The 17,121-nt window shown below is 67.0% G+C and carries 18 protein-coding genes; 10 read left to right on the top strand and 8 right to left on the bottom strand.

All coding sequences use genetic code 11. The features are described from left to right. Positions 1-8 precede the first annotated feature (8 nt). Positions 9-1,580, top strand: a complete 1,572-nt coding sequence (locus DFO47_RS00935) for a Na+/H+ antiporter (RefSeq protein WP_133830349.1) — start codon at positions 9-11, stop codon at positions 1,578-1,580. On the opposite strand, the gene DFO47_RS00930 is transcribed toward DFO47_RS00935, so the two are convergent. Then, positions 1,581-2,789, bottom strand: a complete 1,209-nt coding sequence (locus DFO47_RS00930) for an ROK family protein (protein ID WP_133830348.1) — start codon at positions 2,787-2,789, stop codon at positions 1,581-1,583. It abuts the gene before it with no gap. A 96-nt stretch (positions 2,790-2,885) separates the two neighbouring features. On the opposite strand from DFO47_RS00930, the gene DFO47_RS00925 reads away from it, so the two are divergent. From DFO47_RS00925 to DFO47_RS00895, 7 genes are all read left to right on the top strand, one after another. Beyond that, positions 2,886-4,598 (top strand): glycoside hydrolase family 13 protein, encoded by a 1,713-nt coding sequence (locus tag DFO47_RS00925; RefSeq protein ID WP_109044335.1) that lies wholly within the window; start codon positions 2,886-2,888, stop codon positions 4,596-4,598. A 31-nt stretch (positions 4,599-4,629) separates the two neighbouring features. After that, positions 4,630-5,571, top strand: a complete 942-nt coding sequence (locus DFO47_RS00920) for an aldo/keto reductase (RefSeq protein WP_133830347.1) — start codon at positions 4,630-4,632, stop codon at positions 5,569-5,571. 155 nt (positions 5,572-5,726) lie between these two features. After that, entirely contained in the window at positions 5,727-6,590 is an 864-nt protein-coding gene (locus tag DFO47_RS00915; protein WP_018760509.1) for a CoA ester lyase, read from the top strand. 28 nt (positions 6,591-6,618) lie between these two features. Next, a complete protein-coding gene (locus DFO47_RS00910; RefSeq protein WP_133830346.1) occupies positions 6,619-7,578 on the top strand; it encodes a DUF2797 domain-containing protein in 960 nt (319 codons plus the stop codon). Between the two features lie 43 nt (positions 7,579-7,621). Beyond that, on the top strand, positions 7,622-7,846 hold the full coding sequence (locus tag DFO47_RS00905) for a DUF3188 domain-containing protein (protein ID WP_018760507.1): 225 nt from the start codon (positions 7,622-7,624) through the stop codon (positions 7,844-7,846). Between the two features lie 52 nt (positions 7,847-7,898). After that, positions 7,899-8,360: a MaoC family dehydratase N-terminal domain-containing protein gene (locus DFO47_RS00900; RefSeq protein ID WP_133830345.1), complete on the top strand. Its 462-nt coding sequence runs from the start codon at positions 7,899-7,901 to the stop codon at positions 8,358-8,360. Positions 8,361-8,362: 2 nt separating this feature from the next. Then, positions 8,363-8,800, top strand: a complete 438-nt coding sequence (locus DFO47_RS00895; RefSeq protein WP_133830344.1) for a MaoC family dehydratase — start codon at positions 8,363-8,365, stop codon at positions 8,798-8,800. 108 nt (positions 8,801-8,908) lie between these two features. Here the strand turns inward: DFO47_RS00895 and DFO47_RS00890 are convergent, their stop codons facing one another. Then, positions 8,909-9,889: a hypothetical protein gene (locus DFO47_RS00890; RefSeq protein WP_208294351.1), complete on the bottom strand. Its 981-nt coding sequence runs from the start codon at positions 9,887-9,889 to the stop codon at positions 8,909-8,911. 185 nt (positions 9,890-10,074) lie between these two features. Between DFO47_RS00890 and DFO47_RS00885 the strand changes: the two genes are divergently transcribed. Beyond that, positions 10,075-11,142 carry a UDP-N-acetylmuramate dehydrogenase gene (locus DFO47_RS00885; RefSeq protein ID WP_109044340.1) on the top strand — a complete coding sequence of 356 codons (1,068 nt, stop codon included), beginning with the start codon at positions 10,075-10,077 and terminating at the stop codon, positions 11,140-11,142. Between the two features lie 48 nt (positions 11,143-11,190). Beyond that, entirely contained in the window at positions 11,191-12,291 is a 1,101-nt protein-coding gene (locus DFO47_RS00880) for a winged helix DNA-binding domain-containing protein (RefSeq protein WP_133830342.1), read from the top strand. On the opposite strand, the gene DFO47_RS00875 is transcribed toward DFO47_RS00880, so the two are convergent. The 6 genes from DFO47_RS00875 to DFO47_RS00850 all read right to left on the bottom strand — a co-directional run bounded on the left by DFO47_RS00875 (position 12,288) and on the right by DFO47_RS00850 (position 17,121). Further along, positions 12,288-13,448, bottom strand: a complete 1,161-nt coding sequence (locus tag DFO47_RS00875) for a cation:proton antiporter (RefSeq protein WP_133830341.1) — start codon at positions 13,446-13,448, stop codon at positions 12,288-12,290. The genes DFO47_RS00880 and DFO47_RS00875 overlap by 4 nt on opposite strands. A 30-nt stretch (positions 13,449-13,478) precedes the next feature. Beyond that, positions 13,479-14,621 carry an aspartate-semialdehyde dehydrogenase gene (gene asd, locus DFO47_RS00870; RefSeq protein WP_133830340.1) on the bottom strand — a complete coding sequence of 381 codons (1,143 nt, stop codon included), beginning with the start codon at positions 14,619-14,621 and terminating at the stop codon, positions 13,479-13,481. Positions 14,622-14,724: 103 nt separating this feature from the next. Further along, on the bottom strand, positions 14,725-15,141 hold the full coding sequence (locus tag DFO47_RS00865) for a hypothetical protein (protein WP_018760499.1): 417 nt from the start codon (positions 15,139-15,141) through the stop codon (positions 14,725-14,727). A 2-nt stretch (positions 15,142-15,143) separates the two neighbouring features. Then, on the bottom strand, positions 15,144-15,788 hold the full coding sequence (locus tag DFO47_RS00860) for a hypothetical protein (protein ID WP_133830339.1): 645 nt from the start codon (positions 15,786-15,788) through the stop codon (positions 15,144-15,146). A gap of 23 nt (positions 15,789-15,811) precedes the next feature. Then, positions 15,812-16,789, bottom strand: a complete 978-nt coding sequence (locus tag DFO47_RS00855) for a hypothetical protein (protein WP_133830338.1) — start codon at positions 16,787-16,789, stop codon at positions 15,812-15,814. Between the two features lie 113 nt (positions 16,790-16,902). Then, positions 16,903-17,121, bottom strand: coding sequence for an NF038396 family protein (locus DFO47_RS00850; RefSeq protein WP_018760496.1), 219 nt, complete (start codon positions 17,119-17,121; stop codon positions 16,903-16,905).

Genomic DNA, 17,121 nt, shown 5'->3' with positions numbered 1-17,121 from the left:
GAAGCCGGATGGATCAGCTCGCCCTCATCATTGGCCTGCTGCTTGCCACGGTGGTGGCCGTCGGATTGGGCGACCGGTTGAGGCTGCCATACCCGGTCCTGATGCTGCTCCTGGCCGTGGCGTTGACGTTCATTCCAGGATTTCCGGATCTCGAGATTCCACCCGAGCTGATTCTTCCCATCTTCCTGCCGCCGCTGCTGTTCGCAACCGCCCAGCGCAGCTCGTGGGCGGTGTTCCGGGTCCGGTGGCGCACGTTGATCATGCTGGCCGTGGCCCTGGTGGTGATCAGTACCGCTGCGGTGGCCGGAGCAGCCTGGCTGATGATTCCCGGCATCGGAGTTCCAGCCGCCATCGCGCTCGGCGCCATGGTGGCCCCTCCGGATCCCGTGGCGGTGGAGTCCGTGGCCGGCCGGGTGCACATGCCGCGGCGCCTGATTACCGTGCTGCAGAGCGAAGGCCTGTTCAATGACGCGGCCGCCATCGTCATTTTCCAGGCGGCCGTCGCCGCCGCCGTGGGCGGCACCAAGGTGGGGTCCGACGTCGTCCTGAACTTCCTCCTGGGCGCCGCGCTTGCCGTGGTGGTCGGTGTCGCCATGGGGTGGGTCATCGCCCTGGTCACCAGGCTGGTCACGTCCATGGTCGCCCGGAGCGCAGTGACCCTGATGGTGCCGTTCGCCGCCTACATCCTGGCGGAGGAGGTGCACGCATCCGGTGTAATCGCCGTCGTGGTCACCGCACTCGAGATGCAGCGCCACGCCCGCCCCCAGGACGCCGCCGAGCGCGTCACGCGGAACGCCTTCTGGGACGTCGTGGAACTGCTGGTCACGGGGCTGGCCTTCGGCCTGGTGGGGCTGGAGATCCGGCACGTCATCCGGGATGAGGGTGCCGATATTTTTGGCATGACCGGTGTGGCCGCCGTGGTGTGCATCCTGGTCTTCGCTGTCCGGTTCCTGTGGCTGGCCATCCTCGCCGCGGGTGCCCGGAAGCGCAAGAACGTCCTCCAGCCCACGTCGTGGAAGGAAGTCCTCATCCTGACGTGGTGCGGGATGCGCGGGCTCGCCACCCTGGCACTGGCCCTGGCACTGCCCCTGACCCTGGCAGACGGTGCGCCGTTCCCCGGCCGGGACTACCTGCTGGTGATTGCCTGTGCGGTGCTGCTGGCCACGCTGGTCCTTCCGGGCCTGACGCTGCCGTGGCTGATGCGCGTCCTGAACGCCTCCGAGGACGGGACGGCCGAACGCGACGCCGTCCGGGTACTCGCCGCTCGCGCCCAGGCCGCCGCCGTCGCGGCCCTGAAGCAGCACCACCTGATGAAGGACCTGCCGCAGGAAAAGGTGGCCCTGGTCAAGGAGCGGATGCGCCGCCTGCGGGTCGAGCTGGCGGGCGGCAACCTGCCGGATGAGCCCTTGGCGGATAAACGGAAGCGCGGGCGGGAACTGGCCGTCGCGGTCCAGACGATTGCGTTGGATGCCGCGCGGCAGGAAGTGGTGGCGGCCCGCAACGAACCGGACATGGATCCGGAGGTGGCGGACCGGGTGCTGCGGCAACTGGACCTGCGCACCATGATCATGCCGGAATAGCTACGCCTGCGCCGGCAGAACCAACTCAAGGTCGAGCGAATGCTTCTCCACGTAGTCCAGGGCGCAGCGCACCGCACCCACTGTCACGATCGAGTCCCCCAGCGGGGAGACGGACACCCGCGCGGGGGTGGCGGTAAAGTCCTTTAGCCGTGCGGTGATGGGGCCCAGCAGCACATCCGCGGAATTGGCCACGCCGCCGCCGATCACCACCAGCTCCGGATTGAGCAAGGTGGCCACGGTCCCCACCACCCGGGCCATCCTGTCCGCCAGCCGGTCCAGGATGTCCCGGGCCACGGCGTCACCGTCCGCGGCGGCCGAGAACACCTGCTCGGCCTCGACCCGGCCCGGCTGGAAGGCCCTGAGCGCGGTGGGGGCGGACCCGGCCAGGGCTTCCGCGGCCCACGTCCGGGCCAGGTGGGCGATCCCGTAGGTGTCGCCCACCCCGTCCACCAAATCCAGGTAGGCGAGCTCGCCGGCGCTGCCGCGGTTGCCGTGCACCAGCCGGCCCCCTTCCACGATTCCGGATCCCAACCGTTCGCTCGCAAGGATCACCACGACGTCATCGATCCCGGCGGCCGAGCCCAGCCACCGCTCGCCCAAGGCGGCCAGGTTGGCGTCGTTCTCGAGCAGGACAGTCCACCCCCGGGCCTCCTTCAAAGCCGGCCGCAGTCCCAGATCGAACAGGCCCCAGAATTCCTGCGTTGCCAGCACCTCCCCGTGCCGGTCCACCGGCGCGGCCACGCCGGCGCAGACCGCCAGCACCTGGTCCGGTGCCGCTCCGGCGGAGCGCAGTGCGGCCATGGCAACGCCATCAATGAACGCAATGCGTTCCGCGGATCCCACCTCGCCGGCCTGGAACGGCTGGCTGGCGCGTCCAACGGTTGTGCCCCGAAGGTCCGAGACCGCCACGGTGACCTTGGCGTATCCGATGTCCATGCCCAGCACTACGCCGGCGCGGTCGTTGAGTTCGAACCGGCGGGCAGGCCGGCCCTTCTGGTAGCCCCCGAACTCGCGCTGGTTCTCCCGCTCCAGGATCCAGCCCCGCCGGACCAAATCCTCGCAGACGGCAATGGTGGTGGCGCGGGTCAGGCCGGTGGCTGCCATGACGTCCGTGACGGTCACTGCCGCAGCGGAGCGCATGAACTCAAGGACCGCGCCGGCGCTGACCCGCCGCAGCAGTTGGGGAGTCGCCGGAACCAGCTCAGGCATGCTGTTGACCTTCCTGCACAATGCACCAGATAATACTTGGGGAAGTAAATTTAGATCCAATATAAATATACCCGCACCGACGAAAAGGACCGTTCCTTGTCCACCACCGCCACGCTGGCAACCCTGTCCGACTCCGACCGCCTTGCCGACCCCAACTGGTGGCGCCAGGCTTCCGTCTACCAGATCTACCCGCGCAGCTTCGCGGATTCCAACGGCGACGGCATCGGTGACCTGAAGGGCATCACCGCCAAGGTGCCATACCTGAAATCGCTGGGAATCGACGCCGTCTGGCTGAGCCCGTTCTACCCCTCCGCGCTCGCTGACGGCGGCTACGACGTGGACGACTACCGCGACGTCGACCCCAAGCTCGGAACGCTGGCGGACTTCGACGAGATGGCCAAGGCCCTTCACGACGCCGGCATCAAGCTGATCGCCGATATCGTCCCCAACCACTCCTCCAACCGGCACCGGTGGTTCCAGGAGGCGCTGGCCGCACCCAAGGGATCCCCGGCCCGCGACCGCTACATCTTCCGCGACGGCAAGGGCCCCAACGGGGAGTTCCCGCCGTCGGACTGGGACTCGGTGTTCGGCGGACCGGCCTGGGAGCGGATCACCGAACCGGACGGCACGCCCGGGCAGTGGTACATGCACATCTTCGCCAAGGAGCAGCCGGACCTGAACTGGTCCAACCGCGAGATCCGCGACGACTTCCTGAAGACCCTGCGCTTCTGGTCCGACCGCGGCGTGGACGGCTTCCGTGTCGACGTGGCACACGCGCTGACAAAGGACCTCACCGAGCCCCTGCTGTCCAAGCTGGAACTGAGCGCGGCCAACACCGGTGTGGACGGATTCGACGACGGCTCGCACCCGTTCTGGGACCGCGACGAAGTCCACGAAATCTACGCCGAATGGCGTGAGGTGTTCAACGAGTACAACCCGCCGCGCACCGCCGTGGCCGAAGCCTGGGTGCACGCCACCCGGCGCGCCCGCTACGCCAGTCCGCAGGGACTGGGCCAGGCGTTCAACTTCGACCTGCTGCAGGCCGACTTCGACGCCGCCGAGTACAAGGAGATCATCACCCGCAACCTTGCCGAGGCCGCTGCCACCGGCGCCTCCTCCACCTGGGTGTTCTCCAACCACGACGTCGTCAGGCACGCCACCCGTTACGGCCTGCCGCAGGTGGCCAAGGAGAAGGCCGGTGCCAAGGGCCAGGACGGCAAGGACTGGCTGCTCGCCGGCGGACCACAGGACCAGTTGGACGTGGAACTCGGCGAACGACGGGCCCGTGCCGCCACCTTGCTGATGCTCGCCGTTCCCGGCTCCGCCTACCTCTACCAGGGCGAGGAACTGGGCCTGCAGGAAGTGGCTGACATCCCGGAATCGGAACGCCAGGATCCGTCCTACTTCCGCAACAAGGGCGTGGAAATCGGCCGCGACGGCTGCCGCGTGCCGCTGCCGTGGAAGGTCGAGGGAACCTCGTTCGGCTTTGGTGACGGCGGCTCCCACCTGCCGCAGCCGGACTGGTTCAGCAAGTACGCCGTCGAGGCGCAGGACGGCACCGACGGCTCCACCCTGGAGCTCTACCGCAAGGCCCTGAAGCTGCGCCGGGAACTGCTCACGGGTGAAGAGCTGGAGTGGATCGAGTCCGGCGCACCGGATGTGCTGCACTTCAAGCGCCCCAACGGCTGGCAGTCGGTGACCAACTTCGGGACCACGGCTGTGGACCTTCCCGCCGGTGAAGTGCTGGTCAGCAGCTCGCCGCTGGAGGATGGCAAGCTGCCGGCGAACACCACCGCGTGGCTGCGCTGATGCACGGCAGCCGTGGAACCGGGTGCCCCTGATGCAGGAACTCATCTACGGGTGCATGGGACTGGGCGGCAGCTGGTCTGACGAGCCGCATGAAGCCAAGCATGTGGACCAGGCCGCTGCCGCCGTCCAGGCGGCGATGGACGCCGGGATCACCCTGTTCGATCACGCGGACATCTACCGGCGCGGCAAGTCGGAAGCAGTTTTCGGCGAGGTGCTGGCGGCCACCCCGGGCCTGCGGGAGCGGATCCGGCTGCAGACCAAGTGCGGCATCCGGCTCAGTGAACACGGCCTGCAGACCCACTACGACCTCAGCCGGGAAGGCATCCTGGAGCGGGTCAACGGCAGCCTCGGGAGGCTTCGGACGGACTTCGTGGACGTCCTGCTGCTGCACCGCCCGGATCCGCTGGCGGACCCGGCGGAGGTCGCGTCCGCCGTCGGGCAGCTGATGGCCGAAGGCAAGGTCCGGCAGTTGGGCGTATCCAACATGTCCGCCGCCCAGATCGAGGCTTTGCAGGACCGGCTGGAGACGCCGGTGGTGGCCAACCAGCTTGAGATGAGCCTGCTCAAGCGGGCATGGCTGGAAAGCCAGGTCTTGGTCAACCACCCGGACCACCTGGAGTACAGCTTCCCGCACGGCACGCTGGAGTACTGCGCCCGCAACAACATCACCCTGCAGGCGTACGGGTCCCTCGCCCGCGGCGCCTACACCGGGGCGGAGCTGGAAAGCCCGGCCTCTGCAGAGGCCGCCACCGCAGAACTTGTGGCGGAACTCGCGGTGCAGTACGGGACCACCGGCGAGTCGGTCCTGGTGGGCTGGCTGATGAAGCACCCGTCCGGAATCGCGCCGGTGATCGGGACGGCCAACCCCGAACGCATCCTCGCCTGTGCGGATGCGGAGAGGGTGGCCGGTGCCATGACCCGGGCCGACTGGTACCGGCTCTGGGTGACGGCGCGCGGCAGCAACATCCCCTGACCGTTCCGCAAGGGTGGCGGCGGGCGTCCCGATGCATGGTCATCAGGGCGCCCGCCGCTTCCGTATCCGGTCATAACGCGTTTAGTTCGTATTGATCCTCACAAGCCGGCCGTTTTCTTCGCCGTGCCGCTTCCCGGGCGGATACTGTAGAAACCATGACGTCTACCATCGCCGCCGAAACCGTAAGGCCGGAACGCAATATCCCCGCAGAGATCGCCCGTTCGTGGCTCCTCGTCAATGCCATGAAGCCGGAGCTCTTCGACCAGTCGGCCGTGTCCCGGGCCGATTCGATCATCCTGGATATTGAAGATGCCGTGGACCCGTCGCAGAAGGACCAGGCCAGGGCCAATGTGGTGGACTGGCTGACCGCCGGCGGCCAGGCCTGGGTCCGGATCAACGACGCCACCAGCCCGTTCTGGGCCGATGACCTCGCGGGCCTGCGCGGCACCCCGGGCCTGCTGGGGGTCATGCTCGCCAAGACCGAGTCGGCTGACCAGGTGACCGAGAGCTTCCACCGCATGGACGGCAAGACCCCGGTGATCCCGCTGGTGGAATCCGCGGTCGGCATCGAGGAAGCCAACAACATCGCCAAGGCACAGGGCGCGTTCCGGCTGGCGTTCGGTTCCGGCGACTTCCGCCGCGATACCGGCATGGCCGCCACCCCGGAGGCCATGGCCTACCCCCGCGCCAAGCTGGTGGTCGCCAGCCGGGTGGGCAACCTGCCGGGCCCCATTGACGGCCCCACCGTGGGCACCAACCACCCCATCCTGCGCGAACAGACCGGCATCACGGTGATGATGGGCATGACCGGCAAGCTCTGCCTGGCGATCGACCAGACACCGGTGATCAACGAGGTCATCAGCCCCACCCCGTCCGACGTCGCCTGGGCCACCGACTTCATGAACGACTTCGAAGCCAACGGCCGCGTCATCCGTGACGGCTCCGACCTGCCCCGCCTGGGCCGCGCCGAGAAGATCATGAAGCTCGCCGTAGCCTTCGGGGTCCAGCCGGCCCTTTAACGCCGCCCCGTTCCCGCAGGAGACCCCGTTGACCGATACCCCCTATCTGGTCCACGGGGTCTTTTGGGATGGGGTGCCCGCCTCCCCGGCGGCGCAGGCGTCCACAGCAGCGCACGACGCCGGAAGCCCGGTTTTGCGCCTGCAGTCACCGGACAAGGACTTCCGGGAACTCAGCCTCACGCCGCGGGCACGCCTGGGCTTCGAGGTGGCCCGTCCCGGGAAATCCTGCCTGGGGCATACGGTGGTTCACTCGTCAACGCGGCGGGACCATGTCCCTTGCGCCTCGGCGGCGGCCGCAGCCCGCGGAAAACAGTGCGAGCGGTGCTTCGTGCTGGACGAGTCCCGGCTGATGCATGATTTCCATCGTGGCGGCCGGGTCACGCCCGGCTTGCGGGACTACCTGATGCAGGAACACTGGCTGTATGTGGCCACCTTCGCAGGCGGCGCCACGAAGGTGGGAACGGCCTCCGGACCGCGAAAGTGGAACCGGCTGGCCGAACAGGGAGCTGCGGCGGCAACCTACGTCGCCAGGGCACGGGACGGAAAGGTGGTGCGTGTCCTGGAGGACCTGGTGACGGAGCAGGCCGGCCTGACCCAGCAGGTCCGGTCCGCGGCCAAGGCCGAGGCCCTGTTGTACCCCCTTCCGGCCGCCGAATTGACGGCCGTCAACGCCCGCGCCGCGGGTCAGGTGCGGGCCCTGCTGGCCCGCACCGCCGTCGAGGGCTTCGACGCCAAGTCGGAGCAGTGGGTACGGCCGGTGCATGCCGGGGCCCTCCATGCGGCCGGGCCACGCCACGCGTACCCGCACGCATTGGACCGGGGGTGCCACGGCTTCGACGTCGCGTCCCTGAGCGGAGCGAACGCCCTGGCCCGGCTGGACGGCACGGACGCCGGGTTCGTGGTCAACCTGTCCCAACTGGCCGCCAGGACCATCGTGCTGGGGGAGTACGCCTCACCAGTGCCGGCACTTCAGGAAGCCCTGTTCTGACCCGCCGGGTTTGCCGGGCCCCCGGGCTCGGTAGACTTGGACGGTGCTGAACGAATTCTGGGCCACCGCGCCAACCCGCTACAAAGTCCTGGTCTTCAGCGCGATGGGACTGATTGCCGTCGGCATTGTCCTCAACCTCATCGGCAACACCGGCGGCAACCAGGGCCTGGCCATGGCTTCCCTGCCGCTGATCGGGCTGGGCCTGGTGCTGCACGTCGTCGGCATGGTGGTCCGCGGCCAGTCCATCCGGAAGAACCTCCGCCGGTAGCGTTTCGGCGCACGTTTCCTGCCGCCAACGCGCTGAGGATAGGCTGGAATCCATGACTATCAATCCGGACCTGCAGGGCCGCAGCTACCCTGCCGCAGAGGTGTACGACGTTGGCCGGGAGAAAATCCGCGAGTTCGCCCGCGCCGTGAAGGCCACGCACGCTGCACACTTCGACGTTGAGGCAGCAAAGGCGTTGGGCCACCGCGATCTCGTGGCCCCACCCACGTTCGCCATCATCATCGCCCAGCGGGCCGATGCCCAGCTCATTGGGGATCCGGACGCCGGAATCGACTTCTCCCGCGTGGTCCACGCCGACCAGCGGTTCACCCACCACCGCGCCATCGTGGCCGGAGACCGCCTCGTCGCGGAGCTGCACGTCGACGGTGTCCGGGCCATGGGCGGCGGCGCCATGATCACCACCCGTTCAGAGATTTTCGCCCTCGGCGACGGGGATTCCCGCGAGCAGGTCACCACCACCACATCATCCATCCTGGTCCGCGGAGAGGGACAGTAACCATGCGCCCCAGCCTCACTGAACTCAGCCCCGGCCAGGACATCGGCAACCGCACCGTCGAGGTGACCCGCACGGACCTGGTCAAATATGCCGGCGCCTCCGGGGACTTCAACCCCATCCACTGGAACGAGGCTTTTGCCACCAGCGTGGAACTGCCCGGTGTCATTGCGCATGGCATGTTCACCATGGGCTCTGCCGTCCAGCTGGTCACCGATTGGGCGGGCGACCCTGCCGCCGTCGTCGATTTCCAGACCCGCTTCACCAAGCCCGTCCTGGTCGCCGATACCACAGGCACCACGGAACCCGGCGCAACCGTGGAGGTCAGCGGCATCATCGGAAAGCTCGATGCCGAGGCCAACACCGCACGGATTGACCTTACGGTTGTGGCCGCGGGGCAGAAGGTGTTGATGAAGGCCCAGGCACTGGTCAAGCTGGCCTGACCAGGCGCTGGCATCCAGCCTGGCCGTTTTCACGGGTGCGGCTGTTTAACGCGGTTGAGGGAGGACGCCCCGCGGGCATCCTCCCTCAACCTTTTTGGCACGTGTGGGTCAGGAAGCGGCGGCGGCGTTGTAGGCCGACTGGATGACCGAGCCCCAATACGGGCCGTACATGGTGGTGGAGTTGCTGCCGTAGCCATAGCTGTTGACCGAGTTCTGGTAACCGCCCGCGGAGGTGCCAATGAACCAGGGACCGCCCGACGAACCGCCGGTCATGTTGCAGGGGATGCCTTGGGTGTTGAACTGCGGGTTATAGGGATCGTTGGTGGCCGTCCCCGAGCAGCTCTTGAGGGATTCGCCGTTGAAAGGAGGTGCGGCCGGGTAGCCGAATGCCTTGTAGGCGAGGCCGCGGGCGGCATTGAACCGGACCCCGGAGGCGCCCACGACGTCCGCGAGGTTGCGGCCGTTCAGCGGCGACATGACGGCGAAACCGGTGTCGTACTGCATGTTGCCCGAGGAGCTCCACTGGGTGGGGGCGTAGAGGGCACGGGCCGTCCACTTGCCGTACGGGGCTGATCCGTTGAGGTAGGCGGGGACGAACGTGAACCGGGTGGCGAAGGCGCCGGGGCCCTCGTTGATGCAGTGGCCCGCAGTGGACACAGTGCTCCGGTTCGCGGCGGCCACCGAGTTGGCCGAGCACACATAGTCGGTTCCGCCCAGGGTGAAGAACACCTTGCCGATATGCGGGACGGGGCTTTCGCTGGCGTTCGCCATCGGCTGGACCGTTGGATCCGATCCCTTGATTTTGGTTTCGGTGCCATTAGTGGGCGTTTCCCCCAGCGGGGCAGCATTGCCCTTTTGCCGCTGGAGTGCCTTCTTGGCGAGCGCATCGCCCGGGACGGCTGCCCGCATCCGCTCCGGCGTCCAGTAGTCGGCGGCCTCACCGGTTGTCCTGGCGCTGCTGATCCCGGGAGCTGCGTCGTTCCCGGGGGCGGAGGGTGCCGCTGTTGCGCCGCCGGCCGAGGAGAAAGCGAACACTGCGGCTGTCGATAGGCTCATGAGGCTCGTGGCCAGAGTCCTGGTAATGGTCATAGCTGTCCTATGCGGTATCGGGGAAAGCGGACCCAGGTCTGTGATCCGCTGGCTCGAAAATACGCATATATGACAACTTTGTAAATATCCAACACTGAGCTTGTTAGTTAATTGTTGATTCTGTTACTCCTTGCAAGGCGACGCTTGGCCGGGGCTCCTTGGGCGTTCCCTAGTATTGTTGACGGGTGACTGCCACCAAGCTTTCCCAGCTGACCACGTCCGCCGTCGGCGGCCCCGCCGGCACCTTCATCGAGGCCCGGACCGAGGGCGAGATTATCGACGCCGTCAGGTCGGCGGATGCCGCCGGCGAGCAGGTCCTGATCATCAGCGGCGGCTCCAACCTTTTGGTGTCCGACGACGGGTACCCCGGGACCGTGGTCAAGATCGCCTCGGAGGGCTTCACCGTGAATGCGGAGGACTCGTGCGGCGGCGTGGCCGTCGTGGTGCAGGCAGGCCACAATTGGGACCGGTTGGTGGAGTACGCCGTTCGCCATGCCTGGTCGGGGATAGAGGCCTTGTCCGGTATCCCTGGCTCCACCGGGGCCACGCCCGTCCAAAATGTGGGAGCGTACGGTGCCGAGGTATCCCAGACCATCGCCGCCGTCCGCACCTGGGACCGGGAACGGAACGCGGTGCAGACGTTTACCAATTCCGAACTTGAATTCGGCTACCGTGACTCCATCCTGAAGCGGACCACCGTTGACGGTTCCCCCCGGTACGTTGTCCTTACTGTTGAATTCCAGCTGCCGCTGGGCCGTATGAGCGCGCCCATCCGGTACACCGAGCTGGCCCGCTCCCTCGGCGTCGAGGTGGGCAAGCGCGCTTACGCCAATGACGTCCGCCGGGAAGTGCTGCGCCTGCGCGCCTCCAAGGGGATGGTGTGGGACGCCGCCGACAGGGATACCTATTCCACCGGGTCGTTCTTCACCAACCCCATCGTCCCGGCGGACGTGGCCGACACCCTGCCCGAGTCGGCTCCCCGCTATCCGGCAGGAGGGGACGGACTGGTGAAACTCTCGGCAGCGTGGCTGATTGACCAGGCCGGGTTCGGCAAGGGGTTCGGGCTGGAACCGGGAAGCGTATCCGCGGGCCGCGCCTCCCTGTCCACCAAGCACACGCTCGCCGTCACCAACCGCGGCTCAGCCAGCGCGGCGGACATGGTGGCCGTGGCGCGGGAGGTGCGCACCGGCGTCGAACGCCGTTTTGGGATCCTGCTGCACCCCGAGCCGCTGCTTATCGGACTGGAACTCTAAGGGACCGGGTGTAGCTCCGGGCAGCCGTCCCCGGCCTAGGATGGGGCCATGGCTGCACGAGGTGCCCTGCGCGACCGCAGGATGATAGGCAGGCTGCGGCTCGCGTCGCAACGGCTTGCGGGCGGAGGCGGCACGGTGCCGGAACTGGTCCGGTGGATGACAGCCTTGCAGGCGCAGGACCTGCCCGCAGCCCTGTGGGCGGTGGGAGTGCGGGTGCCGGGTGTCGGACTCACGGACGTGCGTGCCGCCATCAACACCGGCGCGGTGGTGCGGTCCTGGCCGATGCGCGGAACGCTTCATCTGGTGGCCCCCGAAGACCTGCGCTGGATGCTCGACCTAACGGCCGAGCGGCTCACCCGGAGCATCGCTGCCCGGCACCGTCAGCTGGACATTGCGTGGGCGGACGTTGAGAAGGCGCGGGACATCGCCCTTGACCGGATCCTGGCGGATGGCCCCATCAGCCCCCCGGAATTGTTCCGGGAATTCGACGCTGGCGGCCAGCCGACCCAAGGGCAGCGGGGCGTCCACCTCCTGGGCTCGCTCTGCCGGCACGGCTGGCTGGTGCTGGGCCCCCTGGCCGGGAACCAGCAGCTGATCGCCGCGTTCGACCAGTGGATACCCTCGTCCCGCCGCCTGGACCGGGAGGAGGCACTGGGGGAATTCCTGCTGCGCTACCTCCGCAGCCACGGCCCGGCCACGCTCCGGGACTTCGCCTGGTGGACGCAGCTGCCGCTGACCGAGGTGAGGTCCGGGCTCATGGAGGTCAGTGCGCAACTCGCTCAGCTGGAATGGGAGGGGACCACATACTGGATGTCGCCCGAGACGGCGTCCCTCATCGATACCGGCCTGCCGGGCGCCCGCTCCGTGCACCTGCTGCCCGGGTTCGACGAGTTCGTCCTCGGCTACACTGACCGCACGCCCGTCCTGGCCCCGGAGCACTTCGACCTGATCGTTCCGGGCGGCAACGGCATCTTCAAGAAAACCCTGGTGGCCGCGGGAATGGTGGCTGGCACCTGGACGGTCCAGGGCACCGGCCGGAGCGCCGTCGTCGTTCCCGAAATGTTCGACGCAGCCGCGGCGTTCGGCCCGGCAGCCCAAAGAGCGCTTGCCAAGGCCGCGCGGGAGTATCTGGAGTTCCTGGCCCGCTAGGTTGTCGGAAGAGGCTTCGCAGCTGCCGGCGGCGTCCACCGCCGGGCGGCACGCTGCCCTGCAAAGGCACTCGCGGCGATCGTGACCAAGGCCCCGAGCAGCACTGCGGCGCCCTCCCCGGGCAGCAGGACCCCCGTCCGGGTTCCGATGCTGGCCGCGGCCACCGGGATACCAAGCTGGGCAGCGGACAGGACGCCGAGGATGGCCGGCACGCCCAGCAGGCGGAGGACCACATGAATGAGCAGTGATCCGCCACCGAGGCACAGTCCCAGCAGGATCATGCCAGGGTGCGCCGCCAGCTCGCTTAGGTTCAGTGAGGCGCCCAGGCACACAAAGAAGACAGGGCCCAGGAACCCGTCGCTGACCGCGAACAACTGGTGGGCAAGGCGCCGGGGCTCACCCACGGCCGCCACCACCAGGCCGAAGGCGAAGCCGGCCAACATGATGGATACGTTGTTCAGCACGGCCAGTCCGGCCAGGGCGAAGAGGATTGCCAATTGGATCCGGAGTTCCAAGGCGAACCTCCGGTTTTCCGAAAGTTTATGCAGCCTGGCGCGGGCGCCGGACTGCTCGGCGCGTCGCAGCAGCAGGAACAGCACCACCGAGCAAAGCGCGACGGCGAGGGAGCCTACCGCGGCCCGGCCGGCGTTCACGGGGTCCAAGGCAAGGGGGAGCGCCACGATGCAGGCGACATCCGCGATGGCCACCTGTGCCGTCATGGCCAGCACGGGAGGGCCGCTGAGGCCCAGTGAGTCAACGATCGGCAGGACCATCGCCGCCGAGGAGGAAGCGAGCAGGACCGCGTAGAGCGGGGCATGGCCGGTACCGAAGGCCGCCGCAACTGCAACGCCGGTGGCCGCAGCCAGGACCGCAGCCACCCCGGCCTGCACCGCACCGTGGCCGAGGGCTGCCCGGATCCTGGCGTCCCTGACGGGCACATGGGTACCGACGACAAACATCAGCAGCGCAAAGCCGACGTCGGACAGGAGCCGCAGCGTGGGGTCGGAGGCGTCGACCAGGTTCAGTCCGCTACGGCCAATGGCGACGCCGGCGAACAGTTCGCCGGCCACCACTGGAACCCGCCATTTGGTAGGCAGCGCCAGCAACGGGCCGGCCATGGCAACCACGGTGATCAGGGCGAGGACCAGGAATGCCATGATCTGCCTGCGCGGCGGCCGGGCCGGCTGTTACAGGTTGCCGGTCGCGATGTTGAGCATGCGGCGCAGCGGCTCGGCGGCCCCCCAGAGGAGCTGGTCGCCCACGGTGAAGGCGCTGATGTACTGCGGGCCCATTTCCATCTTGCGGATGCGGCCCACCGGGATGTCCAGGGTTCCGGAGGCGGCGACGGGGGTCAGGTCCGCCATGGAGGCTTCCTTGGTGTTGGGAACCACCTTGGCCCACTGGTTGTCCTCGTCCAGCAGTTTCTCGATCTCGGCCACGGACAGGTCCTCGCGGAGCTTGAGGGTCAGTGCCTGGGAGTGGGAACGCATGGCGCCGATACGGACGCAGAGCCCGTCCATGATCACCCGGTTTTCGTCGGAGGTGCCCAGGATCTTGTTGGTTTCAACCCCGGCCTTCCACTCTTCCTTGGACTGCCCGTTGCCCAGGTCAGCGTCGATCCAGGGGATCAGGGAGCCGGCCAGGGGGACGCCGAACTGGGTGGCGTCGATGTCCGTGCGCTGGTGGGCGAGAACCTTGCGGTCGATGTCCAGGATGGCCGATGCGGGGTCGTCCAGCTCCGTGCTCACCTCGGCGTTGAGCGTGCCGAACTGGCTGAGCAACTCACGCATGTGCCGGGCTCCGCCGCCGGAGGCAGCCTGGTAGGTCATGGAGGTGCCCCACTCCACCAGCCCGTTCTTGAACAGGCCGCCCAGGCCCATGAGCATGCACGACACGGTGCAGTTGCCGCCAATGAAGTCCTTGGTGCCGTTGACCAGGCCCTTGTCGATGACGTCGCGGTTGATGGGGTCCAGGACAATGATGGAGTCGTCGCTCATGCGCAGGGTGGAAGCGGCGTCGATCCACAGGCCGTCCCAGCCACGGCTGCGCAGTTCGCCGTGGACCTGCTTGGTGTAGTCACCGCCCTGGGCGGTGACGATAATGGGCAGCTTGGCCAGCGCGTCGACGTCGAACGCGTTCTCGAGCTTGCCGGCGCTGCCTCCTGCTGTTCCAGCAATCGACGGCGCGGCACCTCCCGCGTTGGAGGTGGAGAAGAACACCGGGTTGATGTTGGCAAAGTCGCCCTCGTCCTGCATGCGCTGCATAAGGACGGAGCCGACCATGCCGCGCCATCCGACCAGGCCGACGGAAGGGGTAGCTGCTGTAGTCATTCGACCAGTTTAGACTTCGCATCCGGAAGGACGCAGTCGGTTACGTCACGCCCGGCCGGGCCCTCCCCGTCGAGGTGGCGGGCGCCTCGTGCGGCCATGCGGTTCATTCACTGAGGGGTCCTGCTCCGGGTTCCGGCGCATGCCTTTCCTTCCGCAGTTTCTTGGCCCGGTACTCGTCCCTCGCCATGCCGAAGGTATACCAGGCTCCAAAAATGCCGAATGCAGTGAGGACCAAGGCGCCCCAGAACGGCTGGCCGCCGTCCGGCAGGGGCCTGAGCAGTATGACGAGGGAAAGGAGGGTCAAGAGCACCATGACGCCGGTCAGGATCCCCATACCCCACCAGGTTTGGACCTGTACGTGGCCACGGCCTGGGGAAAACCCAATTTCGTCGGCGGGGTAACTGTGCAATTCGCCGGTGCTGGTGGTGCGCAGCACCCGCTTTTCACCCCGTGCAAGCGCGGCCTTGTGTTCGGCGTGAACGGCGTCGTTGCGCCGCTCGCGGTCACGGTCGAAGGTCACAGTCAGTCCTGACGGATGGCGCGGATTTGGTGAAGGAGGCCGGCGTCGTCCACGCCTTTGGTTTCAGCGATGTCTGCCTGCCTGGGTGTGGAGGTACCAGTGGTCCATGATCCGTCGCCGCCATTCTTCACGTACAGGGTCTGTCCGGTGGGATCCTCGCGGCGGCGGAGAGTGGCGCCGCCCCCCGGGTTGCTGTCCAGGTGCTGCTTGATAACCATGAGGTTGGCTTCGGCGGCGGTAACGTCCGGCCGCTGGGCCATTGCCCACCACGTGAAGTAGGAGCGGGGCTGGAACAGCAGATGGATGTCGTCATTTTCCATGAAGACCACGCTGTCGCCCCCTTCGGCCGTCAGCAGCGAGATCTCAATGCGACGGAGGGCGGAGGAGAGCAGGGCGGCCACGGCGGCAGTGGGTCCTGACACTGAGAGGAGCCCGTCATTTTCGGCTTTGGCCAAGCCTCGGGCCACCAGTGACGACGCGCCTGCGCTCACCATGTCCGTATTGTCCATATAGCCGTCCACCCTCAGTGCTTCAGCGCTGAGGACCGCAGCGTCCCCGCCCTGGAGGCTTGCAAGGGTAACCATTTCGGCAAAGCCATATCCGATCGCATCAGGGATGGTGGCGGCTTCCGTCGCTGTCTCAGTCATCGTCCATACCTCTCGTTGTGGGCTCAGAATCCAAAGAAGTCGCCGACTTTTTCGGCGGCGTCCCCAGCGCCTTCCCAGACTTCCTTGGCACCGTCAGCGATGGACCCGCCGATGGCATTCACTGTTTCCTTGACTATGGGCACATTGTCATAGATGGCCAACGCTCCGGATGCGACCATGGCCGCCGTTCCGACAGGCGGGGGAGCGAAACTTACCACTCCGAGGCCGGCCTTGATTCCAGAGTAGACGGCGGCCCCTGTGTCGCCCTCCTTTGCGTTGTTGACGGTGTCCAAAACGTCAAGACCCACCCCGATTCCACCCAGGGCCCTGCCACCAAATTTGAAGAACTCCGCCGCCTTGCCACCTTCGGCGAGACGCAAGGCCGTATCCCACCTGCCGTCGAACAGTTCCGATGAAGTGTTGAAATACTGGCTCAACATGTTCGTGTTCTGGAATGCTTTTGCCACGTTCTGGAAGTCCCTGGAGAACAGGAACTCACCGAGGTTGTCTGCCTTGCTAATGAAATGGGGAAGATCGAACAGTCCTGCCCGAAGGTTCGGCAACGCTTTGGTGAGGTTGTAGATGTCCCAGCCGCTGCGGAAAGGGGAGTTGGGATCCGTGAGCCAGCCCGGGCCCCACGGATCGTTGCTGCCCTGACCCGGGATTGGCGGGCGGGGACCGTTGTTGCCGGCGGGAGAGCCGTTGCCAGGTCCTCCGCCGGCGCCGGAGCCGGTGCTGGCCTTCTCCTGCTCGTCCGCGTTCCTGAGCAGGACTTTGGACTCCTGCTTCAAGCGGGCGACGGTTTGTTGAAGGAGCGTGCGGTGGCTGCTGTTCCAGTCAGACCGGAACCGCTGGGCGTCAGCGCCCTTCCATGCCGGATTGTTGTTGATCTGGCTGCTTAGCTGCGTCGACTGCTGCTGCAACAGGTCGGCTGTCTTGTTGAACTGCTGCGCAAGGGCCCGCAGTTGCACGACGTCGGCGCCCCACAAAGTTCCTGCCACCAGGATTCCCCCCAATATTTTATTCGACAGCCCCCAGAGTGCCGCGTGCCCAGCCTAGGCCAGGACCGGGCTACCCGCGATGGGGTGGCCTCCCCATGCCGCTGCCGTAAGCGCTAGCTTTGGTCCGACTGCTCCAGCACGGCAGCTTTCCGGGCGCGCAGCGCAAAGAACGCGCCGAAGGTGAACACCTGAGTGACCACCACCAGCACGATGGCCCCGGCGATCTTGTTGCCGCCCAGGATCATGGTCAGCCCCACGATCGCGGACAGCAAGGCCAGCAGGGGCAGCAGCATGTAGCCCAGGACGAACAGGGTTTCGGGTTTCTTCAGCAT

The sequence above is a fragment of the Arthrobacter sp. AG258 genome, assembly GCF_004364695.1.
Lineage (GTDB): Bacteria > Actinomycetota > Actinomycetes > Actinomycetales > Micrococcaceae > Arthrobacter.
The sequence above is the reverse complement of the archived record's forward strand: the minus strand, read 5'-3'. Positions and strand labels throughout refer to the sequence as shown.

Bases quoted from the DNA above. Each gene is read 5' to 3' on its own strand.
- DFO47_RS00850 (WP_018760496.1), bottom strand. From the start codon at position 17,121: ATGCTGAAGAAACCCGAAACCCTGTTCGTCCTGGGCTACATGCTGCTG.
- DFO47_RS00890 (WP_208294351.1), bottom strand. From the start codon at position 9,889: ATGACCATTACCAGGACTCTGGCCACGAGCCTCATGAGCCTATCGACA.
- DFO47_RS00915 (WP_018760509.1), top strand. From the start codon at position 5,727: ATGACGTCTACCATCGCCGCCGAAACCGTAAGGCCGGAACGCAATATC.
- DFO47_RS00900 (WP_133830345.1), top strand. From the start codon at position 7,899: ATGACTATCAATCCGGACCTGCAGGGCCGCAGCTACCCTGCCGCAGAG.
- DFO47_RS00860 (WP_133830339.1), bottom strand. From the start codon at position 15,788: ATGACTGAGACAGCGACGGAAGCCGCCACCATCCCTGATGCGATCGGA.
- asd (WP_133830340.1), bottom strand. From the start codon at position 14,621: ATGACTACAGCAGCTACCCCTTCCGTCGGCCTGGTCGGATGGCGCGGC.
- DFO47_RS00920 (WP_133830347.1), top strand. From the start codon at position 4,630: ATGCAGGAACTCATCTACGGGTGCATGGGACTGGGCGGCAGCTGGTCT.
- DFO47_RS00895 (WP_133830344.1), top strand. From the start codon at position 8,363: ATGCGCCCCAGCCTCACTGAACTCAGCCCCGGCCAGGACATCGGCAAC.
- DFO47_RS00930 (WP_133830348.1), bottom strand. From the start codon at position 2,789: ATGCCTGAGCTGGTTCCGGCGACTCCCCAACTGCTGCGGCGGGTCAGC.
- DFO47_RS00935 (WP_133830349.1), top strand. From the start codon at position 9: ATGGATCAGCTCGCCCTCATCATTGGCCTGCTGCTTGCCACGGTGGTG.
- DFO47_RS00880 (WP_133830342.1), top strand. From the start codon at position 11,191: ATGGCTGCACGAGGTGCCCTGCGCGACCGCAGGATGATAGGCAGGCTG.
- DFO47_RS00875 (WP_133830341.1), bottom strand. From the start codon at position 13,448: ATGGCATTCCTGGTCCTCGCCCTGATCACCGTGGTTGCCATGGCCGGC.